This window comes from Candidatus Pelagibacter sp. PS_02 (genome assembly GCF_059418065.1).
Window position 1 is genome coordinate 1194047 of the sequence record NZ_CM182079.1, and the last position, 17700, is coordinate 1211746.

Genomic DNA, 17700 nt, shown 5'->3' on the forward strand with positions numbered 1-17700 from the left:
TCCAGAACTCTAGAATAATTATTTAATTATTGCAATTTTGAAATGATTGCATCACCCATAGCTGATGTTGATACTTCTTTTTTTCCCTGAGAAAGAATATCTTTTGTTCTAAGACCATCATTTAAGACATCTTGTACAGCTTTTTCTAAAGCATCAGCTTCACTATCTAAATCTAAAGAGTATCTTAAAGCCATTGCAAAACTTAAAATTGAGGCTATTGGGTTTGCAATTTCTTTTCCAGCAATATCCGGTGCAGAACCATGAATAGGCTCATACATAGCTCTCATTTCTCCATCTTTATTTTTTGCACCTAAAGAAGCAGATGGTAATAAACCTAGAGATCCCGTTAACATTGAGGCTTGGTCTGAAAGCATATCTCCAAATAAATTGTCCGTAACAATTACATCAAATTGTTTTGGGTTTTTTAATAATTGCATTGCACAATTATCAGCAAGCATATGACTTAATTCTACATCTTTATATTCTTTGTCGTGTAGTTCTTGAACTTCTTCTTTCCAAAGTTGTCCTGCTTCCATTACATTTGACTTTTCACATGAAGTAACTCTATTTGATCTCTTTCTTGCTAAATCAAAAGCTACTTTTGCAACTCTGACTATTTCGCTAGTTGTGTATGAATGGGTATTAATCCCTTTTCTTTCACCATTTTCTATCGGCTTAATTCCTCTTGGTTCACCAAAATAAATTCCACCTGTTAATTCTCTGACTATCATAATATCTAATCCAGACACGATTTCTGGTTTTAAGGTTGAGGCATCAACTAATTGTTCAAAACAAATTGCAGGTCTTAAATTTGCAAATAGTTTTAATTCTTTTCTTAATTTTAATAAGGCTCTTTCAGGCTTTTTTGAAAACTCTAAGTTATCCCATTTTGGTCCGCCAACTGCACCTAACATAACAAATTCACTTTCTAGAGCTTTGTAAAAAACTTCATCCGTGATTGGTGTCCCATGTTTGTCATAAGAACAACCTCCAGCTAAATCTTCATCAATTTCAAAATCTAGAGATTTATTTGAATTCAACCATAAAATAACTTTTTTAACTTCTTGAATAACCTCGGGTCCAATACCATCCCCAGGAAGAAGTAAAATTTTTCTTTTTTTAATCTTTATCATTAAATATCCATGGTTTATTATTTTTTAGATTTTCTTCAAAAGTTATAATTTTTTCTTTTTTGGCTAACGATAGTGCAATATCATCAAGTCCTTCTAACAAACATTTTTTCTTAAAAGGATCAATATCAAACTTGATTTCACTATTTCCAAAAATTATTTTTTCTTCATTTAAGTCTATTGAAATTTCTTCTTTTCTTTTTGAATACTCTGATAATTCTTTTATTTTTTCTTCTGGCAGAGTAATTGGTAAAATTCCATTTTTGAAACAGTTGCTGTAAAAAATATCAGCATAACTAGAGCTTATCACACATGTTATTCCAAAATCTAGAAGTGCCCAAGGTGCATGTTCTCTTGATGAGCCACAGCCAAAATTTTTTCCTGCGATTAATATTTTTGATTGATTGTGAGGTTTTTGATTTAGAATAAAATCTTTAATTTCATTTCCATTATCATCGTATCTCATTTCAAAAAATAAGTTTTTTCCTAACCCTGTTCTTTTAATCGTTTTAAGAAATTGTTTTGGAATAATCATATCTGTATCAATATTTACTATTGGTAAATATGCTGGGATACTAGTAAGTGAATTAAATTTTTGCATTTTAGTTTTGATACTTTCTAACATCATCTAAGTTTCCAGAAATTGCAGCTGCAGCTGCCATTCCAGGACTTACTAAATGTGTTCTTCCACCTCTACCTTGTCTTCCTTCAAAATTTCTGTTTGAAGTTGAGGCGCATCTTTCTCCTGGTTTTAATTTATCAGCATTCATTGCAAGACACATAGAACAGCCAGGCTCTCTCCATTCAAAACCTGAAGCTATAAATATTTTATCTAAACCTTCCTGCTCCGCTTGTTCTTTAACCAAACCTGAGCCCGGAACAACCATTGCCTGAACATGGGACGCTTTCTTTTTATCTTTTAATATTTTGGCAGCTTCCCTTAAATCTTCAATTCTACCATTTGTGCAACTTCCTATGAAAACTTTATCAATCTTAATATCTGTAGCTAGTGTATCAGCTTTTAAGCCCATATAATTTAATGATCTTTCTAAAGAGTTCTTTTTATCTTCATCTTGTTCATTTTTAGGATTTGGAACTTTTCCATCTATAGTGATTACATCTTGTGGAGAGGTTCCCCAAGTAATCATCGGTAAAATATCTTCTGCAACTAAGTTGATTTCTTTATCAAATTTAGCTCCATCATCAGTTTTTAAACTTTCCCAATATTTCATAGCCTTATCCCAATTTTCATTTTTTGGAGACATCGGTTTACCCTTTAAATATTCAAATATTTTTTCATCAGGAGCAATTAACCCTGCTCTTGCTCCCCCTTCAATAGTCATATTGCAAATAGTCATTCGTTGCTCTACGCTTAAAGATGAAATTAGACTGCCGGCATACTCAATAACTGATCCTGTTCCTCCCGCAGTTCCAATATTTCCTATAATTTGTAAGATTACATCTTTAGAGGTAACTCCAATAGGAAGTTTTCCGTTAACATTGATTCTAAAATTTTTTGCTTTTTTTTGTACTAATGTTTGCGTTGCTAGAACATGTTCTACTTCTGAGGTCCCAATTCCAAATGCCAAAGCACCAAATGCACCATGTGTTGCTGTGTGGCTATCTCCACAAACAATTACTGTACCAGGTTGTGTAAAACCTTGTTCTGGACCAATTATGTGAACAATTCCTTGTCTCTTGTCATTCATTCCTAAATATTGAACTCCAAATTCCTTACAATTGCTTTCTAAGGTATCTACTTGAATTTTAGACTCTGCATCCGCTATTCCTTTAGATCTATCAGTAGTTGGAACATTATGGTCTGCAACTGCTAGTGTTAAGCCAGGTTGTCTAACTTTTCTATTAGAGTTTCTTAATCCTTCAAAAGCTTGTGGGCTTGTTACTTCATGTACTAAATGTCGATCAACAAATAATAGTGCTGTACCATCATCTTGTTGATCTACTAAATGATCATTCCAAATTTTATCGTAAAGAGTTAAAGGCATTGAAAAAAAAATTATTTTTTTTCTTCTGATTTTTCTATTTTTGGTTCTACTTGAACTTCTGCTTGTTTTACAGGTTCTGCTTGAACTTCTGTTTGTTTTTCTGCTTCTGCAGCTACTGGTGCTAAAGTTTCTTCTGTTACCATTTCTGGTTTAACATCAACTTCTATACCAATTTTTTTTCTAATTTTTTCTGCAATTCTAGCTGATTTACCTGTTCTGTCTCTTAGGTAATATAATTTTGCTCTTCTAACTTTACCATGACGGATAACTGTAATTGTATCTATAACAGTACCATATAGTGGAAATGTTCTTTCAACACCTTCACCAAATGAAATTTTTCTAACTGTGAATGAAGAATTTATATCTCTATTTTTTCTAGCTATACACACACCTTCAAAATATTGAATTCTATCTTTTTTACCCTCTGTAATTCTAACACCAACTTTTATTACATCTCCTGGAAAAAAATCTGGGATTTTCTTCTCAGATAGTATTTTTTTAACGTTTAGTTGATTTATTTCTTCAATTGTTTTCATATTAGTATTTATCAAATTAATTTTTCTTATATTTTTCCCATAAATCTGGTCTTCGGACGCGTGTTATAGCCTCTGATTGTGATAAACGCCAGTCTTTAATTTTGTTGTGATCTCCTGATAATAGCACTTCTGGAACGCTTTTTTCCTCCCAAATTTGAGGTTTTGTGTATTGAGGATACTCCAAAAGTCCGTTCTCAAAACTCTCATCATTCTTTGATTGTTCATTTCCTAAGACACCTGGAAGCAATCTTAGAACACTATCTAGTACAACAAATGCTGCTGTTTCACCTCCAGATAAAATAAAATCTCCTATGCTAAGTTCTTCTATATTCCTTGTAGATAATAACCTTTCATCAACACCTTCAAAATGACCACAAATTAAACTAATAGATTTTTCTTTAGACAGTTCTAGTGCTAATTTCTGATCAAGCTTTTTTCCTTTTGGTGATAAATAAAAAATTCTTTCTCCTTCTTTTTTATTTTCATCAAGAGATTTTGCTAAAATGTCAGCTTTCAACAGCATTCCAGATCCACCTCCAAAAGGGGTGTCGTCTACTGTTTTATGTTTGTCCTCAGCAGCCTCTCTAAAATTTACAACTTTTAAATCCCAAATTTTATTTGTTAATGCTTTTCCATATAGCCCTTTATTTAAAGGGCCAGGAAAAAAATCAGGATAGAGTGTGAATATCTGAGCTTGCCACATGAATCCAACTATTTAGCTTCTTCCTTTGGAGCTTCTGCTGCTGGTGCTGCTTCTGCTTTAGGGGCTTCTTCCTTTGGAGCTTCTTCCTTTGGAGCTTCTGCTGCTGGTGCTGCTTCTGCTTTAGGAGCTTCTTCCTTTGGAGTTTCTGCTGCTGGTGCTGCTTCTGCTTTAGGAGCTGCTGCTGGTGCTGCTTCGTCTCCTTCTTTTTTTCTTTCTTTTTTAGGAATAGCTTTACTTGGATTACTACCGTTTGCAGGCATTGCTATAATACCATTTTCACCTAAAATTCTTGCAACTCTAGTAGTTGGTTGAGCACCTTGACCTAACCAATATTTAATTCTTTCTGCTTCTAGTCCTACTCTTTCTTTTTTATCTTTTGGTAAAAGTGGATTAAAGAATCCTACCTTCTCAATAAATCTTCCATCTCTTGCACGACGACTGTCAGCTATAACTACTTTATATACTGGTCTTTTCTTTGTTCCACCTCTTGATAGTCTTATTTTTATCATTTTTTTTCCTTTTTTTATTTAAGTTGATTTAGTAGCTCTGGAGGTATTCCTTTATCAGACATACCCTTCAGGTTTCCTTTTGACATCTTCTTCATCATTTCAGACATCATTTTAAATTGCTTAAGCAATTTATTGATAGTGGCCGCATCTGTTCCAGAGCCATTAGCAATTCTTTTTTTCCTAGAACCATCTATGATTTTAGGATTCCCTCTTTCTTTTTTGGTCATAGACAAAATTATTGCTTCGTTTTTAGTAATAATACTTTCATCAATTCCCGCAGCATCCATCTGTGACTTCATCTTTGAAACACCTGGCATAAATGACATTATTCCTTCTATACCACCCATTTTTTTCATTTGTCTTAGTTGGGATAGATAGTCCTCCATTGAAAATTGTCCTTTTTTCAAATTTTCTTCAGCTTTTTTTAAATTTTCTTCACCAAGATCTTCTGCTGCTTTTTCTACAAGGGAAACAATATCTCCCATTCCTAGTATTCTATTTGCTATTCTATCTGGATGAAAAACTTCTAAGTTTTCTATTTTTTCTCCTACCCCTAAAAATTTAATTGGTACTTGAGAAACATATTTCATACTAAGAGCTGCACCACCTCTTGCATCACCATCAGCTCTAGTTAAAACAATGCCTGTTAAGTTTACCGTATTTTTAAATTCTTTTGCAACTTCTGCAGCAACTTGTCCTGTTAAAGAATCTGCAACTAAAAATGTTTCAGTTGGATTGATTATATTCTCTATTTGTTTAATTTCGCTCATCATCTGAAGGTCAATTTGAGTTCTACCAGCTGTATCAAACAATATAATTTCTGCTCCATTTAAGCTTGCAGCACTAACTGCTCTTCTACAAATGTCTGCTGGTAATTGTCCTTCAATTATAGGGAGTGTTAAAATATTATTTTGTTCTCCTAAAGACCTTAATTGTTCTTGGGCAGCAGGCCTGTAAACATCAAGGCTAACCATCATTATCTTTTTCTTTTTATTTTTTTCTAAGTATTTGGCTAATTTTGCTGTTGTTGTAGTTTTACCAGAACCTTGAAGACCAACTAGCATCATTGGAACTGGCGGAACTGCATTTAAATTAATATCTGTGTTACTTTCGCCTAAAAGGCTTACTAGTTCATCATAAACAATTTTAACAACCATATCTCCTGGTGAAGTTGATCTGATTATCTCTTGACCTAATACTTTAGGTTTAACTTTTGTTATAAAATCTTTAGCTACATCTAAAGAGACATCAGCTTCTAAGAGGGCCTGCCTAATAGCCCTTAAGCCCTCATCTACTTGCTTTTCATCAAGTGAAGGTGCTTTTTTTAAAGAAGAAAAAATTTCTTCGAATTTATTTGTTAAGTTTTCAAACATATTTATTACGCACAGCAGTTTCGCACTAGTGGGCGAATATCGCTGACTAGTGTTGATCTCTTTGTTTCCAAAGACACCACAAATTTAACGTTTTTGTGGAAACGAAATCAACCTATAATAGAGGTTCAAAAAGTCAATAAATAAGTTAAATATCTGTATATGGATATTAAAGCATTTAAAATGGATGGTTTAGGCAATGATTTTGTAATTATTGATCAAAGAAGCCAAGATTTTAATTTAGATAAAGATCAAATAATTAAGATAAGTGATCGTAGTTTTATTGGATGCGATCAACTCATCCTAATTAAGAAAAATAAAGAAATAGATGCAAATATAGAATTTTTTAATTCAGATGGAAGCATATCTGGTGCTTGTGGAAATGGCACTAGGTGTGTGGCAGATCTTCTATCAAAAGAAAGTGGTAAAAAAGAAATAACGCTCTTAACAACTTCTGGCTCACTAAAATCAAAAATTTTAGGAAATAATTTAGTCGAGACTGAAATTGGTATACCAAAAGTTAATTGGCAAGAGATTCCATTAAGTAAGCAGCTAGATACTCAAGACTTAAAAATTGAAATTATAGATAGAAATAATACCAAACATATTGGTGGAATAGCCATTAATGTAGGCAATCCGCACATAATTTTTTTTGTAGATGATATTGAAGCATTTGACTTAAAAAATATTGGTCCGAAAATTGAAAATCATCCTCTATTTCCTGAAAAATGTAATGTGACCCTAGCCAAAGTTATAAATAGAAATTTAATAAAAGTAAAAGTTTGGGAAAGAGGAGCTGGACTTACCAAGGCTTGTGGGACGGCAGCTTGTGCAACAGCTGTTGCAGCTAACATTAATAATCTGGTAGAAAAAACTACAGATATAGAGTTTGCCTTAGGTAGTTTAACAATTTCTATTGATGAAAGAAATAGCATTCATATGAAAGGACCTGTGTCTGATATTAAAAATATCAACATTAAGTTGTAATGGGAATTTTTGATAAATTTAAAATTGGTTTTAAGAAAAGTGCTTCTACATTTACATCTGGTTTAAGAGATATAATTGTAAAAAAAGAAATAGATGACAAAACATTAGATCAAATTGAAGAATATTTGATTCAATCAGATGTTGGTCTTGTTGCAGCTGAAGAAATTAAAAAAATTATTGCTCAAGAAAAAATTGACCCCAAAAAAGATATTATGCATGAGGTAAACTTGATTCTTAGAAACTATATAGTTACTTTAATGAAACCTTTGGAAAATGAGAATTTTTTTAATAAAAAAGAAAAACTTAATGCAGTCCTAGTATCGGGAGTTAACGGGGTTGGAAAAACAACAACTATTGGAAAAGTTGGTAAAATTTTAAAATCTAATGGTAACAAGGTTATGTTTTCTGCCTGTGATACGTTTAGAGCAGCTGCTATAGAACAATTAGAAAGTTGGGCTAATAAAATTGATGTGCAAATTACAAAATCTACTCAAGGATCCGACCCGGCATCAGTTGCCTACAAGGCAATAGAAGAGGCATTAAAGAACGATTTTAACCATGTTTTGATCGATACGGCAGGGAGATTACAAAATAAAAAAAATTTAATGGAAGAATACAAAAAAATTGCCCATGTAACAAAAAAAATAGATCCAGATGCTCCTCACGATGTAATCCTAGTGCTTGACGCAACCTCTGGCCAAAATGTTATCAGTCAAGTTGAAGAGTTTAACAAAATTATACCTCTTACTGGTTTGATAATGACAAAATTAGATGGTACTGCAAAAGGAGGAATTTTATTAGCCCTTGCTAAAAAATATAAGCTTCCAATAATTGCTCTTGGACTTGGTGAAAAAGAGGATGATTTACAAATTTTTAATGCAGAAAAATTTGCAGAAGCATTTACTCAAATTAATTGATTAAATTATTCGAAATTAAAGGTTTATAATAATTACATTTATAATTTTCTTTTAATTGTGAGTGACCACAGTTTTTTGCGATCGATGAAATTATAAATTCAAATTTTCCACTAGAAGGATATTGATTTAACTTTTTATTAGTAATATCGAATTGAAAATTTTTATTAATATTTTTAATAGCACTAATCATAACTAATGTATTATTATCTTTTAATAAATAATAAGCAAAATCTTCAGGGAACACTGGAAAATCATACTCTTCTAAAAAAAATTTAGCCTTTGAAGGAAACCACTCGTATGAAATTAGAGGAAGTGAAGTTTTTGTTTTATAGTTATAGATATAAAGATCCTGAGGAAAATCAGTTATATAATTAGATTCTTCCCCTCGTGCTAAAATAGGTTTTTCTCTAGTTTTAAAATAAAGACTAAAATTTTCATCATGTGAATTCATCTGACCTATATGAAAAAAATTGTCCGCAGAATAATCTTTTTCATCCGCATAAGTAAAATTAGCTACAAAGATTATAATAAATAAATTCCTAACAATTTTTTTCATACTTATTGTATAAATATGAAATTTGTAAATTATTTGTTTAGATTGTGGCTTAATTTATTTAAACTTTTCTCTTAACTATATATACCCCACCAAAAACAAGGGCTGTCCCTATATAATGATAATACTCGAGTTGCTCATTAAAGAATAAAACTCCATAAATAGCACTATAAACTGTAAAAATGTAAAGAGTAAATCCAGTTATAGATGCCCCAAGTTTTTTTTGTGCCATTGTATACAAGGTAAAAGCTATAATTCCCGGTGAAATAGCTGCAAATAAAACCCACATAAAAAAATCAGAATTAAATACAGTTCTTACAAAAAAAGCTTCTTCGATTAGATAAAATGGGAGCAAGCTAACCACTCCAAAAAATGCAATCAAAGTAAATCTATCAAAAATTTTTAGATTAGTTTTCCAATAAAATAGATAGATAGAATAAAGAGCCCAGCCTATTGCAGAAGCTAGCATCCAGAGGTCACCAATTGTGAATTTAAGACTAATTAATAAAGATAAATCACCTTTAATAATAATGGCAAAAACACCTATTAAACATGAAACTAGTCCAATAATCCTAAGAAGATTGATTTTTTCCTTAAAAAATAAACTTGAGATTATGATTATAAAAATTGGAGAAGAGGAATATATAATTCCCATGTTGGTAACCGTTGTTGTTTGACCAGCTAAAAATGGAAAAGCTCCACAAACTCCACAACCCATCGATCCAATGAAAAATATTCTTTTATATTCTTGTTTTACAAACTTAAAATTTTTTTTTAAAGAACTGTAGGTGAATGGTAGTAATATTAAAAAAACTGCAGTCCATCTCCAAAAAGCTAAAGATATTGGAGGAACATACTCAACCCCACCTCTTGCAACGATTAAGTTGCTAGCCATAAAAATTGGTTGAATAAATAATAATAAGAAAGGTAAATAGCTATTTTTAGAATTATTCACTTAAAAGAAGATTTAATTCTTGTCGAAAAAAGCTTCGTAGAACATCATAAAAATTGCTACTGCCATTAAAATAAACACTGGCAATATATCCCAAAATCCTATCATCGAAGATCTAGTTAAAGTTGTTGCAAGGCCAATAAGAAATAATGTTGCAAGGCCTGACCCGATTAGAGTTGTTATTTTATTTAGCATATTTTTTACAATTTTTTTCTAGCCAGTTAGCTACACCTAGAAATCTTAAATCATCTAGCTTGTCTCCAATTAGCTGTATACCTAATGGTAAATTATTTTCTCCAACAAGTAAAGGTAATGAAATAGATGGTAGACCCATATAAGTCCAAATAGTACAAAATTCAGGGCTTCCAGTGCTCTTGAGACCCTTAGGTGCAACCCCTGCTGATGATGGAGTTAACACCCCATGATAATCTTCAAAAACCTCTTTATAAGATTCATAACTTCTCTTCATAAAATCTATCGCTTCAGCATATTCTTTGGCTGAGTATTTTAGTCCTCTTTCAATTGCACTGACCATTTCTTTAGAAAGATGTTTTTTTGATTTTTTATAATAACCTTGAAAATTATTTGCCATATCTGTTTCATGAATTATTTTATGGTATTTTGGAATATCATCAAAATAGGAAGGGGTATCGAATACTTCAATATTTTTTTTAAAAGTTTTTATAAAGAACTCAAAAGATTTTTGTGACTCTTTATCAATATTTTTCCAGTTTTTTGTTTTATAAAAAATAAATTTTGGCTCATAAAGTGGTCCTTTTTTACAAACAGTTAACATTTCATCTGCCGCATAATGAATAGTTGATGGATCGTATAAATCTTTTTTTATTAATGATTTTGCAAATAGGGCAACATCTTCTACCGTTTTTCCGAACACTCCGATGTGATCTAATTTATCAGATTGTCTCATCACTCCACTTCGTGAAATCAACCCATAAGAGGGCTTATAACCAACAACTCCACAGTAAGAAGCAGGTCTAATAATTGAGCCGTTAGTTTGTGATCCAATTGATAATGGTGCCATATGTGCTGCTATAACAGCCGCAGAGCCACTTGATGATCCTCCAGGTGTTCTTGAATTATCATGTGGGTTAGTAGTTTTGCCTGGGTGAAAATATGCAAGTTCAGTAGTTACAGTCTTTCCCATTACTATTGCTCCCTCAATCTTAAGTAGATTAACAACTTCAGAATCTTGTGAGCTTGGCATTTTTTTTCTGACAGGAGAGCCACATTCTGTAGGCATTTCAAAAGTACCTATTATATCTTTAACTGCTATTGGTAGACCGTGCAAAGACCCAAGAGGTTTTCCTGATTTTCTATACTCATCTGCTTCAGCAGCTTTTTCTAAAAGCTTTTTTTTATCAAAATATTCCCACGCCTTTACATCTTTTTCAAATTTTTCAATTCTCTCAATATATTGATTACAAACCTCTACTGAAGAAATCTGACCCGATTTTAAGTGCTCAACTAATTTATTAGTTGTTAAAGTAAATATATTTAACATTTTAAATTATTTAGTTTGCAAATAACGTTTCTGGTAGCCACAAAGCAATACCTGGAAACATATACATAAGAAACATAGCAAATATTACTATTCCTAAGAAAGGCATAATTCCGGCAAATATTTCCATCAATTCAACATTTTTCTTTTGAACGCCCTTTAAGTAATAAGCGGACATGGCCATAGGAGGCGTTAAAAATGATGTTTGTAAATTTAGAGCGATTAACATTGCAAAGAAATATGGATTAACATCAAACACCTCAAGTAAGGGTAAAAATATTGGAACAAATATAATTAGAATTTCAGTCCATTCTAATGGCCATCCTAAAAGAAAAATTATTACTTGAGTAATAATTAAAAATTGCCAAGTTGATATTTCAATTGATGTAAAAAAATGTTCAAAAATTTCATGACCACCTAGATAAGAAAATACAGAAGAAAAAGTCCAAGAACCAATGAATAACCACATAATCATTGCTGTAGTTTTTGCTGTTAGAAAAACAGATTCTTTAAAGCTTTGCCATTTAAGTGTTTTGTAAAACCAAGATAACAATATAGCACCAAATGCTCCTGCTGCTGCTGCCTCTGCTGGCGTTGCTATACCTGCTAAGATTGTTCCAAGAACTAACATAATTAATCCAAAAAGAGGAACAAAAGAAACTAATACTTCTTTTAAAATTTCAGCTCGTGGCGGAATATCTTCTGCTCTTGGCTTAGGTGCAATTGATGGTTGGAGCCAAGCTCTACCTACTGCATAAACTATATAAAGTCCTGCAAGTAAAAGTCCTGGAAAAATTGCTGCAGCAAATAATCTCAAAGGAGATAACTGAGCTATTACTGAATAAACAATTAACATGATACTAGGTGGAATTAAAATACCCAAACATCCACCCGCACAAATTACTCCTGAAGCAAATTTTTTATCATATCCTGCTTTAACCATTGCAGGCCAAGCAAGTAGACCCATTAGGGTTACAACGGCACCAATAATTCCTGTGGCTGTAGAAAATAAAGTACATGTTATTAGAGCAGCTACTGCCATTGAAGCTGGCAATCTGTGAGCTGCAAGTCTTATTGCAAAAAATAATTTTGATACAATTCCAGCTCTTTCAACTAGATACCCCATAAATAGAAATAGTGGGACGGCGGTGAGCACGTTATTATCCATAACGGTATAAGTATTTTTTACAAATAAAGAAAATATCCTATTATCAAATATGTGATCCATTAAAGCAGGATCGTAATAAGCATAATATCCAAAACCTATTCCCATGGCCATTAAAGTGAAGGCAATTGGAAAACCTAATAGCACCGCAAATAAAAATATCCCCATCATGAAGATGGCAACTTCTGGATTTGTTAAACTAAATAACATCTTTTTGATCCTCGTCCTGCGCTGTTCTCATTAAAATTTGTTCTGTTTCTTCTGCAACAACCATTCTTGCTGGCCAATGTCCAGTTTTAATGCAAATAATTGCTCTAAATACTTCGGCTATTCCCTGAATAACTAAAAATACTCCCGCAGCTGGTATTAAGGATTTTACCATATAAATATTAATTTGTGCTGGGCTACTCCAACTAGTTTCTTTTATCTTCCAAGCAAGTGCAGCATATTCATAGCCATAAAATGCTAAAGACACGACACCAGGAAAAAAGAAAATAAAATAAAGTACTAAATCAATATAGCCTTGTGTTCTTGGTTTAAATAATCTGTAAATTACATCTCCTCTAACATGAGATTCAGTTGCTAAACAATAAGCACCTGACATCATTAATATTGCACCATACATCTGCATGCTAAAGTCAAAATTCCAAAGTGTTGGCTTATTAAATACATAGGCCATCATAACTTCATAACAAGTTCCACCCATCAAAATAACTATACACCAAGAAAAAGCCTTACCTATCGAAGTGCTTAACGTGTCAGCTAATTTTATGTAGGCTCTCATCATGATTTGAATAGGATACTCTAATTTTGTTAAAAACTGTACTATAAAAAAAGGGGGCCGAAACCCCCTTCTTAAATTATTAAAAAGTTAATTAGATTTTAACTTTTCCAATTGGTCCAAACTCATTTTCATAAGCTAGTTTGTAATTAGGCTGATTCATCAGCAAGTACTTCATTACTTTCTTAGCGTATGCTTTTTGAGAGTCTACCACTTTTTTGAAGAATGCATCTTTTCCAGAGAATTCTCCAACAACTTTATCCCAACCTTTTAACTGTTCAGCTAAAATAGCATCAGATGTTTGGTAAACGTTAACCTTATGTGTGTTCATCAAATCAGCTAAACTGTCAGAATATCTAACAAGTGCTTTGAAGTAGTTATCTGAGTTAGCAGCATAAGCAGCGTTCTTCAAGATAGCTTGATGAGCAGGTGAAAGGCTGTTCAGTCTCTTCGTGTTCATAGGAATTTCAAACATCTCTTGAGATTGGTGGAAACTTCCTAAGTGATAGTGTTTAGAGACATCTTGCATTCCAAACTGTGAGTCTGATGTTGGGTTGTTAAACTCAGCAGCATCGATCAAACCAGTTTTCATTGCTGGTTGGATTTCACCACCTGGTAATTGTCTTACGACCATCCCCATAGCAGTTAAAACGTTAGTCGCTAGACCAACTGTTCTATACTTCATACCTTTAACATCAGATACTTTAGTTACATTCTTTTTGAACCAACCAAAAGGTTGTGCTGGCATAGGCATATGAAAGAATCCAGTGTAGTTATATCCAACACTAGCTACTGCTTCTTCATATAATTTTCTTCCTCCACCATACTCCATCCATCCCATAACTTCTTGAGATGACATTCCGTATGAAGGACCAGTTCCAAAAAGTGAAGCTGCAGCGTTTTTACCGTACCAATACGCAGTCACCCAGTGACCCATATCAACGATTCCATCGCTTACCGCCGCTCCGATTTCTGAAGTTTTAACAATTGCGTTTACAGGCTGAAGATCAATTTTAAGTGATCCACCTGACATATCGCTAACCATGTTACAGTAGTCTTGCGCCATTTCAAAAAAGATGTTTGCGCCTGAAGGCCAAGCAGCTTGCATCTTTAATACAGTAGCGTGAGATCCTGCAGTTGCAATATTTGGCATTGCAACAGTTGCTGCAGCTACAGCACCAGCTTTAGCAGCAGTCTTAAAGAACTTACGTCTTGAAGAAGTTGAATTCTTCAATGATTTTTTTTCTTTAATCATTATTTCTCTCTCCTTGTTATTTATATTAGTTAATTAACTAGTATCATTTTAAGCACAAAATAAAATTAGAGTCTAATGAATAGTGTTTAGTTTTGTTGAAAAAACACTTGTTATATAAGGCTAATTCAATGGTACGACTATTATAACTACAACTTAAAATTGCATTATTTTTTAAATGTTAAGCTTGCCCACAAGCTAAACCAGTCTGATTTATATTTTAGTTTTTCTATATAATTTGCTTTGTCCAACTTAACTGCACTCAATAAATAGGTTCTATTTTCAAAAATCCTTATTTTTCCTACTCCATTTGGGTTTGTTTTTACAATTTCCTTGTAGCTATTTTCCTCATCTCTACTGAAGATAGTAATTTGCCAGTTTTCTAGAGGGTTGCCCTTTTCAAATAGTTGAAACTCAAATATCTCCTCCTTTAAGTTATATGGTGAAGTTAAAGCAATAATCTCAAAGTCTAATTTTGGCTTTTGAATAAAAAAACTTTTATTACCATTTGTCATTAATGCTTTTGCAAATCTTCGATAACTCTCTGTGGGCAGCTTATTTTTATCAAATTTGTTTAAAGTGCTTTCAAAATTTTGCTCTTTTAAGAAATCTTCAAACTTTTCAATAGACTCATATTTTAAGAATTCATAATTTGTTTCATAATTTAAAATATGAAAACCTTTATCTAAAATTAGTGTTTGGATAGCTGGAAAATTTCCATCTCTCTGAGGTAAATTTATTACTTTATTTTTATTTTCCAAATATAAGCTTTTTTTATTTGGTTCATAATAGCCAAACGGAGAACCTATAAAATTTTGGCCTATATTAATATGTATCTTCGATACTTCCTTATTGTTAAATTTAAAGTTAACTGGCTCAAGCCATAATTCATGTGCGTATGAATTAAATTTCAAAAAAGTAATAAATAATAAGACTGCAAAAAAATAAAAAATCTGCTTTAATAAGTTAATGTTTTTTAAGATATTTATATTTTTATTATTTTTCATACAATCATCTTATGCTCATGAATTGCGTCCAGCAATTGCAAATCTCAATATTTATGAAGAAGACAATATCACAAATGCCACTTTATCAATCCGATTAAATCTTGAGGCTATTATTGCAGAAGTAGACATAAATCACTCGAATACGAAAGAATCTAAACAATCTGATAAATATGAAAGCTTAAGAAATATGAGTGCAGTTGAGTTGCTTGAAAAATTTAATTCTAAAATAAAAAACCTTCAAAACAAAATTTATTTAATATCAACTAACTCTAATTATAACTTAGTTCTACTGAATATAGATATACCTGGGGTTGGAAATACCAACGTTGCTAGGGATACTATTGTTGATTTTGATATTCAAAATATAAAGGATGAAGACTTAAAATTTTTTTGGGACAAAAATTTAGGATCAATTATTTTACGAGTTAATTCTCCTAATAATGAAGATTTATATTCAAAACTAATCGCGACTGGTAAAAAATCAGACTGGTTTAACCCTAAAAATAAAAAAGAAGTAGATTTTTTTGAAAATATCAGATCATACACTCATTTAGGGTTTAAACACATAATACCCAAAGGTTTAGATCATATCTTGTTTGTATTAGCCTTATTTTTGTTAACACCCAAAATAAAACCTTTACTGCTACAGGTATCAATATTTACATTGGCTCATACAATTACTTTATTTTTAGGTGTATTAAATTTAATTAAAATTCCATCTGTTATTGTGGAGCCTATTATAGCTTTATCTATTTGTTTTATTGCTATTGAAAATTTATTTACTGAAAATATAAAAAAAACGAGACCTTATATAATTTTTATTTTTGGATTACTTCATGGTTTGGGTTTTGCTGGTATTCTAAATGAAATTGGAATTTCAGATGGATTATTTATTTCAAGTCTAATTTCTTTTAATGTGGGTGTTGAACTTGGGCAAATTAGTGTAATTTTTTTATCTTATGTTTTTATAGCATTGTTGTTCCAAAAAAGATTATGGTATCGTAATAAAGTTACAAGACCTCTTTCATTAATTATTGCATCCATTGGTCTTTATTGGTTTATTCAAAGATTATTCTTTTAAATAAAATTGATATGAAATATTTTTTTATATTGTTTATACTTTTTTTACCTTTTAATTCTTTTACAGAAGAAAAAAAACTAGAACATTTTTGTAAAATGGACACTAAATTTTATGAGACAGACAAAAATGAATGGAGCCAAAAAACTATAGACTATGATTTTTATATTTCAAATAATGATGAGATTAAAATTTTTGATAAAGAAGTAAAAAGATATCTTTTTTCTTTAGAAATTATCCTGAATAATGAAAAAGCTTTAGTTGGTCATTTTTTAAATGAAAAGATGATTAATACTTTTACGTTTAATAAAATTACTCGTTATGCAAAATATTCTAATACTTATTATAATAAACAAGGTGGTGGACAAATAGGTGTTGGTGTATGTTTTCCAAAAACAGTTTAATTGCTTAACTTAATTCGGTTCTGATAATTCTATCTCTGGATCAAATACTTTAACTTTTATTCTTGAATACCATTCTGAAACATTTTCAATATCTTCGTTTGATAGCATCTGAGCTATCATGGTCATTTGAGGATGTTGTAATTTTGCAGACTTATAATTTTTAAGCTTTATTTTTAGATAATCTCTTTCTTGTGCATATATATTTGGTACTGCACCAGAATTTCCACCAGATTCGGCTTTACCACTCACACCATGACAACCAGAACAAATATTTTGGGCAATTTCTTTACCAGCTTTAAGTGTTTCCGTTAAATTAACTTCTGCAGCTAATTGAGGGGTACTCAAAAGTGATAAAGAAAATATAGCTAATATAATTAATTTCTTCATACTCTTTATTAATTCATCCGAGTATGGCTAATAATTTTAATAGCTTCTACAAGTTTTGCTTCACCATCCCTTAATTTTCCAGCATCACAAAGGGCTTTACCTTCATCTTTAAGGGCATTTATTTTTGTTAAACTTGAATCTGTATACTGATACTGTTTTTTTCCATAAGGTCTTTCAGATTCTTTCCAAATAGACTTTTGATAATATTTACACAGATAATCAGGAGCGTTTAATGATGCCTGATATTCTTTTTCAGTAATACATTTACTTCTTACAATTTTATATTCTCCATCCTTTGTCCAAGTACCAAAACCTGTGCATACTTTTTTTTCATCTGTATTTGCAAAGCTTACTCCCGTGCAAATTGCTAAAAATGATATAATTATTAAAATTTTTTTGATCATAATTGTTTCCTTTAAATTTTTGTTTAAAAAAAAGGACCGG

At 31.6% G+C, this 17700-nt stretch carries 21 protein-coding genes; 4 read left to right on the forward strand and 17 right to left on the reverse strand.

All coding sequences use genetic code 11. The features are described from left to right. Window positions 1-26: 26 nt before the first annotated feature. Genes leuB through ffh form a run of 7 tightly spaced genes read right to left on the reverse strand, consistent with a single transcriptional unit; the run spans window position 27 to window position 6257 of the window. Window positions 27-1133: a 3-isopropylmalate dehydrogenase gene (leuB, locus tag AC5SL4_RS06290; RefSeq protein WP_006997659.1), complete on the reverse strand. Its 1107-nt coding sequence runs from the start codon at window positions 1131-1133 to the stop codon at window positions 27-29. Beyond that, window positions 1120-1731, reverse strand: a complete 612-nt coding sequence (gene leuD / locus AC5SL4_RS06295; RefSeq protein ID WP_494587280.1) for a 3-isopropylmalate dehydratase small subunit — start codon at window positions 1729-1731, stop codon at window positions 1120-1122. The genes leuB and leuD overlap by 14 nt, the downstream gene beginning before the upstream one ends. Window position 1732: 1 nt before the next feature. Then, window positions 1733-3136 carry a 3-isopropylmalate dehydratase large subunit gene (gene leuC / locus AC5SL4_RS06300; protein ID WP_018413624.1) on the reverse strand — a complete coding sequence of 468 codons (1404 nt, stop codon included), beginning with the start codon at window positions 3134-3136 and terminating at the stop codon, window positions 1733-1735. 11 nt (window positions 3137-3147) lie between these two features. Further along, window positions 3148-3672: a 50S ribosomal protein L19 gene (rplS, locus tag AC5SL4_RS06305; protein ID WP_494587281.1), complete on the reverse strand. Its 525-nt coding sequence runs from the start codon at window positions 3670-3672 to the stop codon at window positions 3148-3150. 16 nt (window positions 3673-3688) lie between these two features. After that, window positions 3689-4375, reverse strand: a complete 687-nt coding sequence (gene trmD / locus AC5SL4_RS06310; RefSeq protein ID WP_011281574.1) for a tRNA (guanosine(37)-N1)-methyltransferase TrmD — start codon at window positions 4373-4375, stop codon at window positions 3689-3691. A gap of 8 nt (window positions 4376-4383) precedes the next feature. After that, window positions 4384-4884 (reverse strand): 30S ribosomal protein S16, encoded by a 501-nt coding sequence (rpsP, locus tag AC5SL4_RS06315; protein ID WP_494587282.1) that lies wholly within the window; start codon window positions 4882-4884, stop codon window positions 4384-4386. Between the two features lie 14 nt (window positions 4885-4898). Continuing rightward, on the reverse strand, window positions 4899-6257 hold the full coding sequence (ffh, locus tag AC5SL4_RS06320; protein ID WP_006997653.1) for a signal recognition particle protein: 1359 nt from the start codon (window positions 6255-6257) through the stop codon (window positions 4899-4901). A gap of 159 nt (window positions 6258-6416) precedes the next feature. On the opposite strand from ffh, the gene dapF reads away from it, so the two are divergent. Together dapF and ftsY are read left to right on the forward strand one after the other, a co-directional pair. Further along, on the forward strand, window positions 6417-7241 hold the full coding sequence (dapF, locus tag AC5SL4_RS06325) for a diaminopimelate epimerase (protein WP_494587283.1): 825 nt from the start codon (window positions 6417-6419) through the stop codon (window positions 7239-7241). Next, window positions 7241-8158, forward strand: coding sequence for a signal recognition particle-docking protein FtsY (gene ftsY / locus AC5SL4_RS06330; RefSeq protein WP_006997651.1), 918 nt, complete (start codon window positions 7241-7243; stop codon window positions 8156-8158). The genes dapF and ftsY overlap by 1 nt, the downstream gene beginning before the upstream one ends. Here ftsY and AC5SL4_RS06335 read toward each other — a convergent pair. From AC5SL4_RS06335 to AC5SL4_RS06370, 8 genes are all read right to left on the reverse strand, one after another. After that, window positions 8151-8714, reverse strand: a complete 564-nt coding sequence (locus tag AC5SL4_RS06335; protein WP_494587284.1) for a hypothetical protein — start codon at window positions 8712-8714, stop codon at window positions 8151-8153. The two genes, ftsY and AC5SL4_RS06335, sit on opposite strands and share 8 nt — an antisense overlap. 58 nt (window positions 8715-8772) lie before the next feature. Further along, window positions 8773-9666 (reverse strand): DMT family transporter, encoded by an 894-nt coding sequence (locus AC5SL4_RS06340; RefSeq protein ID WP_011281578.1) that lies wholly within the window; start codon window positions 9664-9666, stop codon window positions 8773-8775. Window positions 9667-9678: 12 nt separating this feature from the next. Further along, complete coding sequence (locus AC5SL4_RS06345) at window positions 9679-9858, reverse strand: hypothetical protein (RefSeq protein ID WP_011281579.1); 180 nt, start codon at window positions 9856-9858, stop codon at window positions 9679-9681. Next, on the reverse strand, window positions 9848-11185 hold the full coding sequence (locus AC5SL4_RS06350; protein ID WP_006997647.1) for an amidase: 1338 nt from the start codon (window positions 11183-11185) through the stop codon (window positions 9848-9850). The genes AC5SL4_RS06345 and AC5SL4_RS06350 overlap by 11 nt, the downstream gene beginning before the upstream one ends. Before the next feature lie 10 nt (window positions 11186-11195). Beyond that, on the reverse strand, window positions 11196-12557 hold the full coding sequence (locus AC5SL4_RS06355; protein ID WP_494587285.1) for a TRAP transporter large permease: 1362 nt from the start codon (window positions 12555-12557) through the stop codon (window positions 11196-11198). Continuing rightward, the gene (locus AC5SL4_RS06360; RefSeq protein ID WP_011281580.1) at window positions 12547-13131 is read right to left on the reverse strand and encodes a TRAP transporter small permease subunit; all 585 of its coding nucleotides are present in this window, start codon (window positions 13129-13131) and stop codon (window positions 12547-12549) included. Before AC5SL4_RS06360 ends, AC5SL4_RS06355 begins: the two co-directional genes overlap by 11 nt. 91 nt (window positions 13132-13222) lie before the next feature. Continuing rightward, entirely contained in the window at window positions 13223-14383 is a 1161-nt protein-coding gene (locus tag AC5SL4_RS06365; protein ID WP_006997644.1) for a TRAP transporter substrate-binding protein, read from the reverse strand. Between the two features lie 164 nt (window positions 14384-14547). After that, window positions 14548-15294, reverse strand: coding sequence for a DUF4198 domain-containing protein (locus AC5SL4_RS06370; protein WP_494574987.1), 747 nt, complete (start codon window positions 15292-15294; stop codon window positions 14548-14550). Window positions 15295-15349: 55 nt separating this feature from the next. Here AC5SL4_RS06370 and AC5SL4_RS06375 point away from each other — a divergent pair, with 55 nt between their 5' ends. Together AC5SL4_RS06375 and AC5SL4_RS06380 are read left to right on the forward strand one after the other, a co-directional pair. Next, on the forward strand, window positions 15350-16468 hold the full coding sequence (locus tag AC5SL4_RS06375) for a HupE/UreJ family protein (RefSeq protein WP_006997642.1): 1119 nt from the start codon (window positions 15350-15352) through the stop codon (window positions 16466-16468). Between the two features lie 11 nt (window positions 16469-16479). After that, on the forward strand, window positions 16480-16869 hold the full coding sequence (locus AC5SL4_RS06380) for a hypothetical protein (protein WP_494573995.1): 390 nt from the start codon (window positions 16480-16482) through the stop codon (window positions 16867-16869). A 9-nt stretch (window positions 16870-16878) separates the two neighbouring features. On the opposite strand, the gene AC5SL4_RS06385 is transcribed toward AC5SL4_RS06380, so the two are convergent. Both AC5SL4_RS06385 and AC5SL4_RS06390 read right to left on the reverse strand, forming a co-directional pair. Beyond that, a complete protein-coding gene (locus tag AC5SL4_RS06385; protein WP_006997640.1) occupies window positions 16879-17256 on the reverse strand; it encodes a c-type cytochrome in 378 nt (125 codons plus the stop codon). An 8-nt stretch (window positions 17257-17264) separates the two neighbouring features. Next, window positions 17265-17660: a hypothetical protein gene (locus AC5SL4_RS06390; protein ID WP_006997639.1), complete on the reverse strand. Its 396-nt coding sequence runs from the start codon at window positions 17658-17660 to the stop codon at window positions 17265-17267. Window positions 17661-17700: the final 40 nt, after the last annotated feature.